Raw genomic sequence first — 11,926 nt, forward strand, 5'->3', positions numbered from 1 at the left:
CGCCATCATTAGGCTGCGGCCTTTTTCTGCTAAAGTGCGCGCCATGAATTTATCCAGCAGTCAGCTCTACCTGCGCCTTCTCGATTACGTCAAGCCGTACTGGCGCGCCTTCTCGGCCTCCATCCTCGGCATGGTGGTGGCGGCAGCCACCGAACCGCTGCTGCCGGCCCTGCTCAAACCCATGCTGGACGGCACCTTCGTGAACAAGGACGAGGCGGTCATCAGGCTCGCGCCGGTCATCATCATCGCGATCTTCCTCGTGCGCGGGCTGGCGACCTTCGTCTCGACCTATGCGATCAACTGGGTCGGCAACAAGGTGGTGATGGACCTGCGCGACGAGATGTTCGCCAAACTGCTCTCGCTGCCGACGCGCTACTATGACGACCACGCCACCGGCAACCTGATCTCCAAGCTGACCTTCGACGTGACGCAGGTCACGGCGGCGGCAACCACCGTGGTGACCATCGTCATCCGCGACTCCATCATCATCGCCGGCCTTCTGGGCTGGCTGTTCTACCTCAACTGGAAACTGACGCTGCTCACGCTGGTGATGGCGCCGGTCATCGCCTACATCATCAGCACCATCAGCGGCCGCCTGCGTACCTCCAGCCGCGACGCGCAGCGCGCGATGGGCGACATCACCCAGGTGATCGAGGAGAGCGTCACCGCGCACAAGGTGGTCAAGCTGTTCGGCGGCCAGCATTACGAGGGTGGGCGTTTCCACGAGCAGGCCAACTGGGTGCGCCGCCACAACATGAAGCAGGCCGCCGCCTCCGCGGCGAACGTACCCATCGTACAGATGGTCGCGGCCATCGCGCTCGCCGTGATTATCTATCTCGCCACGCTGCAGTCGAAGGCTGACGAAACCACGGTGGGCGGCTTCCTCTCCTTCATCGCCGCGATGCTGATGCTGACCGCGCCGCTCAAGCGCCTGGCCGGGGTGAGCGAATACCTGCAACGCGGGCTGGCGGCGGCGGAGAGCGTGTTCGAGCTGACCGACACCGAGAGCGAAACCGACAGCGGCACATTCGCGGTGGGGCGCGTGCGCGGCGAAGTGCAATTCGACCATGTGCAGTTCGCCTACGGCACGGACGGGCGGCTTGCGCTGCGGGATATCACGCTGCATATCCGCGCCGGGGAAAACGTCGCGCTGGTCGGCGCCTCCGGCAGCGGCAAGACCACGCTCGCCAACCTCGTGCCGCGCTTCTACACGCCGACCGGCGGACGCATCACGCTGGACGGCCACGACATCAACGGCCTGACGCTGGCCAGCCTGCGCGCCAACATCGCGCTGGTGAGCCAGGAAGTGGTGCTGTTCAACGACACGGTCGCGGCGAACATCGCCTACGGCCAGATGCGCGAGGTGAGCGAGGCGGAGATCGTCGCCGCCGCGACTGCCGCGCACGCGATGGAGTTCATCCGCGAGTGGCCGGAGGGGCTGGAAACGCTGGTCGGCGAGCGCGGCGTAAAGCTCTCCGGCGGCCAGCGCCAGCGCATCGCCATTGCGCGCGCCATTCTCAAGGACGCGCCCATCCTGATCCTCGACGAGGCGACCTCGGCGCTGGATTCCGAATCCGAGCGCCATGTGCAGGCCGCGCTGGAAACCCTGATGCAGGGTCGTACCACGCTGGTCATCGCGCACCGCCTGTCCACCATAGAGAAGGCCGACCGGATTGTCGTCTTGCAGAAGGGCGAGATCGCCGAGATCGGCACGCACCGCGAACTGCTGGACAGGGGCGGTGTGTACGCGCAACTGCACCGCATCCAGTTTGCCGTGGCCGGCAGCGCATAGCCTGCCCGCCCGGCGATTCTATTCGCCCATGCCCACCATCTTTGTGGCAGTGCATTTCATGACGCAGGTCATGGGACATCGATGCCGCCTGAAATAGAATCGGCCTTTTTTATCCATAAGTTGACGCAGCCGAGGCAAAGGCCTAAATTGTGCTGCCCAACATTACCCTCAGGAGATCACCATGGCCGTTCTCGTTGGCAAGCCCGCACCCGATTTCAGCGCCGTTGCCGTGATGGGCAACAATGAAATCAACGCAACCTTCAACCTGAAGAAACACACCGACGGCAAATATGCCGTGATTTTCTTCTATCCACTGGACTTCACCTTCGTCTGCCCGTCCGAACTGATCGCCTTCAACCATCGCCTGGATGAATTCAAGAAGCGCAACACCGAGGTGATCGGCGTGTCGATCGACTCGCAGTTCACCCATCTCGCCTGGAAGAACACGCCCGTCGAGAAGGGCGGCATCGGCCAGGTGCAGTATCCGCTGGTCGCCGACATCAAGCATGAAATCTGCAAGGCCTACGACGTGGAGTTCGATGCGGCCGGAGTGGCGTTCCGCGGCTCCTTCCTAATCGATCGCGCCGGCACCGTGCGCCACCAGGTGGTGAACGACCTGCCGCTGGGACGCAACATCGACGAGATGCTGCGCATGGTGGACGCGCTGCAATTCACCGAGGAGCATGGCGAGGTCTGTCCGGCCGGTTGGAACAAGGGCAAGGCGGGCATGAATGCCTCACCGGAAGGTGTGGCGAAATACTTGGCCAATCACGCCGGGGAACTGTAGCCCACCGTCACTTCGGGCGGAGAAGCGCAGATGCACCAGTTGCTGGTCGAGTTCGTCGAACTGGTCGCGCCCTGGATCGAGGCGATCGGCATCGCCGTGGTGCTGTGGGGCGCGATCGAGGGGCTGATCCGGCTCGTGCTATGCATCAAATCGGCGCTGGTGCGCGAGCCGCAAGCGGCGCCGATCAGCCACATCCGCAGCGCCATCGGCGAAAAGACCGCACTGGGGCTGGATTTCTTCCTCGCCGGCGACATCATCCAGACCATCGTGATCCCCAGCTGGGAATCGCTCGCCATGCTCGGCGGCATCGTGGTGATCCGCACCGTGATCGCCTTCTTCCTCAACAAGGACCTGCGCGAACTCCACGAAAAATAGCCGCCCCCGATTGTTCTTCGGCGCAAGGCTGCTAAAATCCGCCCCGTTGCAATTCCGAGCGGGTGTTTGTCATGCTGGTCTGGTTCGTCGTTCTCTATCTACTGGTGTCCGTCGGCATCGGCCTGTATGCCGCAACCCGCGTGCACAGCGCAAAGGACTTCGCCGTCGCCGGGCGCCACCTGCCGCTGCCCATCGTCACCGCGACGGTGTTCGCCACCTGGTTCGGCGCGGAGACCGTGCTGGGCATCTCCGCAACCTTCGTCAAGGAAGGCATGGGCGGCGTGGTTGCCGACCCATTCGGCGCGAGCCTGTGCCTGATCCTCGCCGGGCTGTTCTTCGCCAACAAGCTGTACCGCATGAACCTCCTGACCATCGGCGACTTCTACCGCGTGCGCTACAACAAGGTCGTCGAGCTGATCGCGGCGGTGTGCATCGTGATTTCCTACCTCGGCTGGGTATCGGCGCAGATCATGGCGCTGGGGCTGGTGTTCAACGTGATCAGCGGCGGCGCGGTGAGCCAGGAGGCGGGCATGATGATCGGCGCGGCCATCGTGCTGACTTACACCACCTTCGGCGGCATGTGGTCGGTGGCGCTGCTCGACTTCGTGCAGATGACGGTGATCATGGCCGGCATGCTATTCATCGCGTGGTTCGTGAGCGGCATGACCGGCGGCGTGGGCGCGGTGGTCGCGCACGCCGAGGCGGCGGGCAAGCTGGATTTCTTCCCGAAAGGCGACTACACGCACTGGGTGCCGTTCATCGGCGCGTGGCTGACCATGATGCTCGGCTCTATCCCGCAGCAGGACGTGTTCCAGCGCATCACCGCCGCAAAGGACGAGAAGACCGCGGTGCGCGGCTCGGTGCTCGGCGGCTCGCTGTATTTCCTGTTCGCCTTCGTACCGATGTTCCTCGCCTATTCCGCGACGCTGATCGATCCGAAATTATTCGGCGAGTTGCTGGAGCAGGATTCGCAGCTCGTGCTGCCGACGCTGATCCTCCAGCACACGCCGGTGTTCGCTCAGGTGATCTTCTTCGGCGCGCTGCTCTCGGCGATCATGAGTTGCTCGTCCGCAACTCTGCTCGCACCCTCGGTCGCATTCACCGAGAACATCCTCAAGCATTTCATCCTCAAGGACATGACCGACCGCCAGTTCCTGCGCGCGATGCGTATCACGCTGTGGGGCTTCGGCGCGGTGGTGCTGGCCGTAGCGCTGAATTCCGAGCTGTCAATCTTCAAGATGGTGGAGAACGCCTACAAGATCACCCTGGTCGCGGCCTTCGTACCGCTTGCCTTCGGACTCTACTGGAAGCGCGCCAGCACCCAGGGCGCGCTGCTGGCGATGCTGCTCGGGCTGTCGACCTGGGGATTATGCGAGGTGTTCGAGCCTTCCGAAATCTGGCCGCCGCAACTGGTCGGCCTGCTGATGAGCGTGGCCGGCATGCTGGCCGGCTCGCTGCTGCCGCAGGTCATAGGCCGCAAGCTGCCCGAGGAGCCGGAGCATGCGTACATGCACCACCGTGCGGCCAGCCAGACCGAACATGTGGCCGCGCCGCACCCTATTCACCACCACGACTGATTCGTGTCATACGCCTGTCATAAAATTTTCCTATCCTTGGCCGCAGTCGAGGCTGAAGGAATGCAATGAGTACAAAAATCCTGATTGTGGAGGACGAGCCGGCGATCCAGGAACTGCTGGTGTTCAACATGGAGCAGGCGGGTTTTCAGGCGCTGCGCGCCGAGGATGCGGACAGCGCATGGCGGCAGATACGGGGCAATGCGCCGGATCTGATCCTGCTGGACTGGATGCTGCCGAACACCAGCGGCGTGATCCTGGCGAAACAGCTGCGCAGCGACCCCGCTACCCACGACATCCCGATTATCATGCTGACCGCGCGCGGCGAAGAGCGCGACAAGGTGCTGGGGCTGGAGGCGGGTGCTGACGACTACATCACCAAGCCCTTTTCGCCGCGGGAGCTGATGGCGCGCATCCGCGCCGTGCTGCGCCGCCATGCTCCGCAGATGCCGGACGAGACGGTTGCGGCGGGCGGCCTGGAATTGTTGCCGGCCTCGCATCGCGTGACCGCAAAGGGTGCGGCAATCGAACTCGGCCCCACCGAGTTCCGCCTGCTGCATTTCTTCATGACCCACGCGGAGCGGGTATACAGCCGCACGCAATTGCTCGATCAGGTATGGGGCACGCAGGCCTTCGTCGAGGAACGCACGGTGGATGTGCATATCCGCCGCCTGCGCGCCGCCCTGGAACCGGCCGGCATGGATGGGCTGGTCCAGACGGTGCGCGGCAGCGGCTACCGCTTTTCGCTCAACTAGGAGAATTTCTTGCAGGGTTTCTGGCTACGTTTAAGCATCCCCCTCGTGCTCGTCGCGCTGATCGCGCTGCTGCTGTGGGCCGTGTTTTCGGCCATGCCGGCGCTGCTGTTCATGCTGCTGGTGCTACTGATCGTGATGGCGCGCCATGCGCGGCAGCTCTACAGGCTGGGGCGATGGCTGCAGGATGCGCGTAGCGAGACCATCCCCGAGGCGGGCGGCATCTGGGATGAGGTGTTCTCACAGCTGTACCGCATGGTCAAGCAGCATAACCAGACCCGTCAGGAACTGGCGGCCGAGCTGCAGCACATCGAGCAGGCCACGGCCGCCTTGCCGGAGGGGGTGGCGATCCTGAACGAGTCGAATCGCATCGAATGGTGCAACCCGCTGGCACAGCAGCATTTCGACCTCGACCCCGAGCACGACTTCATGCAGGACATCACCTATCTGGTGCGCCAGCCGGAGTTCGTCGAGTATCTCCATGAATCCAATTTCAGCGAGCCGCTGGTGATGCGCCCGGCGCGCCACGACGAGATGGTGCTGTCCATCAAGCTCATCCCCTACGGCATGAACAAGCGGCTGCTGATCAGCCGCGACATCACGCGGCTGGAGCGCATCGAGGCCATACGCCGCGATTTCGTCGCGAACGTCTCGCACGAATTGCGCACCCCGCTGACCGTGGTGAACGGCTTTGTCGAAAACCTGCAGGATATGCCCGACCTCAACCGCGAGGATGCGCGGCGCGCCCTGCATCTGATGGCCGAGCAGACGCGCCGCATGGAAAACCTGGTTGCCGACCTGCTTACCCTGTCGCACCTGGAAAACGACCAGAACCCGCTGAGCGAGGAGACGGTGGATATGGGCGTGCTGCTCGAAGAAATTCACCGGGAAGGCCAATTGCTGAGCAACGGCTCGCATGTGCTGCGCCTCGAAGCCGCGAGCGGAGTGAAACTGCTCGGCAACCGCGAGGAACTGCATAGTGCGTTCGGCAACCTGATCAGCAACGCGATCCGCTACACGCCCAAGGGCGGCGCTATCCTGCTGCGCTGGGCGGAGCGCGGCGGGCAGCCGGTGTTTTCGGTGCAGGACAGCGGCATCGGTATTGCCGCACAGCATATCCCGCGCCTGACCGAGCGCTTCTACCGGGTAGACCGCAGCCGCTCGCGCGAAACGGGCGGAACGGGACTGGGCCTGGCGATCGTCAAGCATATCGCGATGCGCCACCAGGCCAAGTTCGAAGTCATGAGCGAGGAAGGCAAGGGCAGCACCTTCGCGCTGGTGTTTCCGGTCAAGCGGGCGATGCACTGAAAATTCCGGCATGACTGAGCCGCAGCCGCCAATAAGCGGTCGGTGTTGAGCCTGCAGGGTGGTGTTGCTATACTGCCCGCGCGGCGCATTCGTGCCGGAATAATAATAGTGCGGCAATTCAGGAGGATGGAATGCAGAACATCGAACAAGCACGTTTCAACATGATCGAGCAGCAAATCCGCCCCTGCGAGGTGCTGGAGCTGCGGATACTGGAGTTGCTCAAGCATGTCCGCCGCGAACACTTCGTGCCCGCGGACAAAAAGGAACTGGCATTTGCCGACATGGAGATCCCGCTGGGCCATGGAGCCGCCATGTGGCAGCCCAAGCTCGAAGCGCGTACCGTGCAGGAATTGCACCTCACCCGCAATGACAGCTTGCTGGAGATAGGCACCGGCAGCGGCTACCTGACCGCGCTGCTGTCCGCGCTGGCGGGGCAGGTCACCTCGGTGGAAATCGTGCCGGAACTGAGCGCCATGGCCAAACAGAATCTGGCCGCCTACCACCGCAACAACGTCACCCTCGAAACGGGCGATGCGGCGCACGGCTGGAACAAGGGCACCTACGATGTCATCGTGCTGACCGGTTCGACGCCGGTATTGCCGGCAGCCTTCCAGAACAGCCTGAACGTCGGCGGGCGGCTGTTCGCCATCGTGGGAGACGCTCCCCTGATGGAGGCAAAGCTGATCACCCGCGCCGCGCCGGACGTATTCGAGACCGTCAACATCATGGAAACCTGCGTCGCGCCGTTGCGCAATGCCGAGCAGCCCAAGCGGTTCGTGTTCTGAAAATGAAGTTTCAGTGCAGGTAACCTTTTGGTTGGCCGGACCCGAGCCTCACATCGGGATTGCGCAAGGCGGCGGCAATCTGTAGTATTAGAAATATCTAATATATCGACTGCGCGAAAACCCAATGAAGCTGAAGCCATTACCACTACTTCTGGCAGCCCTGCTCGGCGCGAGTAGCGCGGCGCAGGCTGCCGACCTGCTGGAAACCTTCCGCGCCGCCCAGGCGAACGATCCGGTGTTTGCCGCCGCGCGTGCCGCCCAGCAGGCCGGCCAGGAAAAGCTGCCGCAGGGCCGCTCGCTGCTGCTGCCCAGCATCAGCCTCAATGCGAACAGCACGTTCAATGACCAGAATATCCAGTACAAGGGGGCGTTTCCATTCCCGGGCGGCACCACCCGCTACAATACCCACGGCTACGGCGTGAGCCTGACGCAGCCATTGTTCCGCCAGCAGAACTGGATGACCTACACCGAAGCCGAATTGCAGGTTGTACAGGCCGATGCCCAGTTCAGGATCGCCGAACAGGATTTGATCCTGCGCGTCGCACAGGCCTATTTCGACGTACTGATCGCACAGGACAGCGTGGAACTCGCCGAGGCGCAGAAGAAGGCCATCTCCGAGCAACTGGAGCAGGCCAAGCGCAACTTCGAGGTGGGCAGCGCCACCATCACCGACACCCACGAGGCGCAGGCGCGCTACGACCTGACCAGCGCACAGGAAATCGCCGCGCAGAACAACCTTGAAATCAAGAAACGTGCCTTGCAGCAACTGATCAACGCGATGCCGAAAGACCTCAAGCATCTCGGCAAGGGTTTCAAGCTGGAAAGCCCGCAGCCCGCCAACATGGAGAAGTGGGTGGATGAGGCGCAGTCGAACAGCCTGCAGCTGGCCATCACGAAAGCGGGTGCCGAGATCGCCGAGAAGGAAGTCGCGCGCAACCGCGGCGGTCATTACCCCACGCTGGACCTGGTGGCGAATTACTCCAACAACCAGTCCAATGGCGGCACCTTCGGCGTGGGCAGCGACACCACCAACAAGAGCGTCGGCGTGCAACTAAACATGCCATTATTCCAGGGGGGCGCCGTCAATTCCAGATGGCGCGAGGCCGAGGCCAATCGCGAGCGCGCCAGGCAAACCCTGGAAGACACCCGCCGCACCGTCGCGCTGCAGACCCGCCAGGCCTATCTCGGCGTGGTCAACGGCATCGCCCAGGTCAAGGCGCTGCAGCAGGCACTCACCTCCAGCGAAAGCGTCCTGGAAGCCAGCAAGCTCGGACAGGAAGTCGGCGTGCGCACCAACCTCGATGTGCTGAATGCACAGCAGCAACTGTACGCCACCCGCCGCGATCTGTACCAAGCCGAGTACAACTATCTCGTCAGCCGGTTGCGCCTGAAGGCGGCGGCGGGTTCGCTAAGCGAAGAAGATCTGGGTGGGGTCAATCAGGCGCTCTACTAACACATTGTTTGTTGAATTGCACTCAAAACTGACCCATCCAGGGCAGTAATATGCATCCAAATTTGACCCACGTATAGATACTGTCCCGCTCATTTTTTGAGCGGGAGCAACAGGAGTGATCAACGTGGCGATATTGAGCAGCATCAGACGTTGGCATTTGCGTGATCAAATGCCGATCCGGGAGATCGTTCGCAGAACCGGACTCTCCCGCAACACCATCAGGAAGTACCTGGCCAACAAGGTCGTTGAGCCCAAGTACCCCAACCGCAAGACCCCCTGCAAGCTAGACGACTACGCGGCCAAGCTGGCCGCATGGCTGAAGACGGAAGCTGGCAAGGGGCGCAAGCAGAAGCGCAGCCTCAAACAACTGCACCACGACTTGGTGCAACTGGGTTTCACCGGTTCCTATGACCGCGTGACCGCCTTTGCCCGCCGCTGGCGGCAAGAGCAACAGGAGCTTGCCAGAACGGCCGGACGCAGCACTGTTGAAATGCATGTAAATCTGACCCGGGTTGTGCATTGAATTTTGACCCACCCTTGAATTATCTCTGGATCTTTCAGGTCGTGGATAGTTTTCTGTTTTTACCCTCCTTTCCGACTTGAGTTGAACTGTTTCTGAAGCGGTAACTATCGTTGCCGGTTTCCACGATATGGCAGTGATGTGTAAGCCTATCCAGTAGTGCCGTCGTCATCTTGGCATCCCCGAACACACTGCCCCATTCAGCGAAGCTCAAGTTTGTCGTGATCACCAGACTCGTACGCTCGTAGAGCTTCCCGATGAAGTGGAACAGCAATGCACCACCAGCCTGGCTAAACGGCAAATAGCCCAGCTCATCCAGGATCACCAGGTCGGCATACATCATCCGGTTGGCGATCTGGCCTTGTTTGCCTGCCGCCTTCTCCAGCTCCAGTGCATTGACCAGCTCGATTGTCGAGAAGTAGCGCACACGACGGTGTTGATGCTGAACAGCCTGCACCCCGAGTGCGGTGGCCAGATGCGTCTTGCCCGTACCCGGCCCACCAACCAGCACCACGTTCTGCGCCTGATCCAGGAACTCGCAACGGTGCAACTGCCGGATCAGCGCTTCGTTAATCACGCTCTGACTGAAGTCGAAGCTCGCCAAGTCACGGTAGGCTGGGAAGCGGGATGCCTTCATCTGGTAAGCGATGGAGCGCACCTCACGTTCCGCCATCTCTGCCTTGAGCAGCGTACTCAGCATCTCCTGCGCACTTTGGTATGCAGGCGAACCTTGGCTGGCCAGCTCATCGACCGCCTGCGCCATGCCGTACAGCTTGATGCTCTTGAGCGTTGTGATCATGGCTGGAGTATCTCCCGAAGCTGGTCGTAGCGGCTGACGTTGGATTGCGGCTCGACCACCAGCGCCAGATGGGCAGGTGTATCGACAGGGGCCGGTGGTGCAGGCTCGATCAGCCGCTTGAGCAGGTTGAGCACATGTTGCTTGGACGGTACGCCGCCCTCCAACGCCAACTCGACTGCGGTCAGTACCGCAGACTCTTCGTGCTGCATCACCAGTGCCAAAATATCGACCATCTCGCGTTCCCCACACGGCCGCTTGAGCAGGATGGCCTGCAAGCGCTTGAAGCCTTCCGGCAATTCGGTGAACGGTGCACCGTTGCGCAAGGCACCGGGCTTGCGCTGGAGTACGCTCAGATAGTGACGCCAGTCGTAGATCGTCCGTCCCGGACCGTGTTTGTGCGAGATCACCCGTACATGCTCGGCAATGATCTGCGCTTCGGCGACGAACACCAGCCGGTCGGCGTACACCCGCAGGCTGATCGGGCGATTGGCATAGGAGGCAGGTACGCTGTAACGGTTGCGCTCGAACATGACCAGGCAGGTCGGCGACACTCGCTTGATGTGTTCCACGAACCCGTCGAATGGACAGGACAGCGCCATCAGGTGGTCGCGTTCTTCCGCATAGACCTCTGCGATGCTGCGCTCGTGTTGCTCAGGATGGGAGGTCTCCGCCCAGAGAGACAGGCAACGCCGGTGCAGCCAGTCATTGAGTTCCGCCAGACTGCCGAACACAGGCAGCTTGTTCCAGATGCGGTGACGGGCGTCCTGTACGTTCTTCTCGATTTGCCCCTTCTCCCAGCCGGACGCCGGGTTGCAGAACTCGGCATCGAACAGGTAGTGGCTCACCATGGCAGTGAAGCGGATGTTGACGTCGCGCTGCTTGCCGCGTCGCACCTTGTCTACGGCGGTCCTCATGTTGTCGTAGATGCCACGGGCGGGCACGCCGCCGAATGCAGCGAAGGCATGGTTGTGCGCGTCGAACAGCATCTCGTGTGTCTGGAGCGGGTAGGCGCGCAGAAAGAAGGCTCGGCTATGACTCAGCTTGAAGTGGGCGATCTGTAGCTTGGTGCGCTCGCCTGCCATGACCGCCCAGTCTTCGCTCCAGTCGAACTGGAAGGCTTCGCCGGGTGCAAAGGTGAGCGGGATGAAGGTGCTGCGTCCGGCCGTTCTGGCAAGCTCCTGTTGCTCTTGCCGCCAGCGGCGGGCAAAGGCGGTCACGCGGTCATAGGAACCGGTGAAACCCAGTTGCACCAAGTCGTGGTGCAGTTGTTTGAGGCTGCGCTTCTGCTTGCGCCCCTTGCCAGCTTCCGTCTTCAGCCATGCGGCCAGCTTGGCCGCGTAGTCGTCTAGCTTGCAGGGGGTCTTGCGGTTGGGGTACTTGGGCTCAACGACCTTGTTGGCCAGGTACTTCCTGATGGTGTTGCGGGAGAGTCCGGTTCTGCGAACGATCTCCCGGATCGGCATTTGATCACGCAAATGCCAACGTCTGATGCTGCTCAATATCGCCACGTTGATCACTCCTGTTGCTCCCGCTCAAAAAATGAGCGGGACAGTATCTATACGTGGGTCAAATTTGGATGCATATTACTGCCCTGGATGGGTCAGTTTTGAGTGCAATTCAACATGGATAGGCTTACACATCACTGCCATATCGTGGAAACCGGCAACGATAGTTACCGCTTCAGAAACAGTTCAACTCAAGTCGGAAAGGAGGGTAAAAACAGAAAACTATCCACAACCTGAAAGATCCAGAGATAATTCAAGGGTGGGTCAAAATTCAAT

10 protein-coding genes and 2 pseudogenes are annotated in these 11,926 nt (G+C 61.5%); 10 read left to right on the forward strand and 2 right to left on the reverse strand.

The annotated features are described in order from the left end of the window. Positions 1 to 43: 43 nt before the first annotated feature. The 9 genes and pseudogenes from msbA to ACRRNM_RS08955 all read left to right on the forward strand — a co-directional run. Positions 44 to 1,792 (forward strand): lipid A export permease/ATP-binding protein MsbA, encoded by a 1,749-nt coding sequence (msbA, locus tag ACRRNM_RS08915; RefSeq protein ID WP_435627876.1) that lies wholly within the window; start codon positions 44 to 46, stop codon positions 1,790 to 1,792. Between the two features lie 181 nt (positions 1,793 to 1,973). Continuing rightward, entirely contained in the window at positions 1,974 to 2,579 is a 606-nt protein-coding gene (locus ACRRNM_RS08920) for a peroxiredoxin (protein ID WP_435627877.1), read from the forward strand. Between the two features lie 30 nt (positions 2,580 to 2,609). Next, the gene (locus ACRRNM_RS08925) at positions 2,610 to 2,954 is read left to right on the forward strand and encodes a DUF1622 domain-containing protein (RefSeq protein ID WP_435627878.1); all 345 of its coding nucleotides are present in this window, start codon (positions 2,610 to 2,612) and stop codon (positions 2,952 to 2,954) included. A gap of 71 nt (positions 2,955 to 3,025) precedes the next feature. Beyond that, on the forward strand, positions 3,026 to 4,531 hold the full coding sequence (locus ACRRNM_RS08930; protein ID WP_435627879.1) for a sodium:solute symporter family protein: 1,506 nt from the start codon (positions 3,026 to 3,028) through the stop codon (positions 4,529 to 4,531). A gap of 65 nt (positions 4,532 to 4,596) precedes the next feature. After that, on the forward strand, positions 4,597 to 5,283 hold the full coding sequence (gene phoB, locus ACRRNM_RS08935; protein ID WP_435627880.1) for a phosphate regulon transcriptional regulator PhoB: 687 nt from the start codon (positions 4,597 to 4,599) through the stop codon (positions 5,281 to 5,283). A gap of 9 nt (positions 5,284 to 5,292) precedes the next feature. Continuing rightward, positions 5,293 to 6,588, forward strand: coding sequence for a phosphate regulon sensor histidine kinase PhoR (gene phoR, locus ACRRNM_RS08940; protein WP_435627881.1), 1,296 nt, complete (start codon positions 5,293 to 5,295; stop codon positions 6,586 to 6,588). Positions 6,589 to 6,719: 131 nt separating this feature from the next. Further along, positions 6,720 to 7,373, forward strand: a complete 654-nt coding sequence (locus tag ACRRNM_RS08945; RefSeq protein WP_435627882.1) for a protein-L-isoaspartate O-methyltransferase family protein — start codon at positions 6,720 to 6,722, stop codon at positions 7,371 to 7,373. Positions 7,374 to 7,497: 124 nt separating this feature from the next. Further along, a complete protein-coding gene (locus tag ACRRNM_RS08950) occupies positions 7,498 to 8,826 on the forward strand; it encodes a TolC family outer membrane protein (RefSeq protein WP_435627883.1) in 1,329 nt (442 codons plus the stop codon). Between the two features lie 124 nt (positions 8,827 to 8,950). Beyond that, positions 8,951 to 9,310: pseudogene (locus ACRRNM_RS08955) on the forward strand (IS21 family transposase); the annotation flags it as partial. Between the two features lie 73 nt (positions 9,311 to 9,383). On the opposite strand, the gene istB reads toward ACRRNM_RS08955, so the two are convergent. Then, the gene (gene istB, locus ACRRNM_RS08960) at positions 9,384 to 10,145 is read right to left on the reverse strand and encodes an IS21-like element helper ATPase IstB (protein ID WP_435627884.1); all 762 of its coding nucleotides are present in this window, start codon (positions 10,143 to 10,145) and stop codon (positions 9,384 to 9,386) included. After that, positions 10,142 to 11,662 carry an IS21 family transposase gene (gene istA / locus ACRRNM_RS08965; RefSeq protein ID WP_435627885.1) on the reverse strand — a complete coding sequence of 507 codons (1,521 nt, stop codon included), beginning with the start codon at positions 11,660 to 11,662 and terminating at the stop codon, positions 10,142 to 10,144. The genes istB and istA overlap by 4 nt, the downstream gene beginning before the upstream one ends. Before the next feature lie 105 nt (positions 11,663 to 11,767). On the opposite strand from istA, the pseudogene ACRRNM_RS08970 reads away from it, so the two are divergent. Then, positions 11,768 to 11,887 (forward strand): annotated as a pseudogene (locus ACRRNM_RS08970) (ATP-binding protein); the annotation flags it as partial. Positions 11,888 to 11,926 lie beyond the last annotated feature (39 nt).

Origin of the sequence: Ferrigenium straubiae (assembly GCF_051257895.1) — a bacterium.
In the GTDB taxonomy this organism is placed as follows: Bacteria; Pseudomonadota; Gammaproteobacteria; order Burkholderiales; family Gallionellaceae; genus Gallionella; species Gallionella straubiae.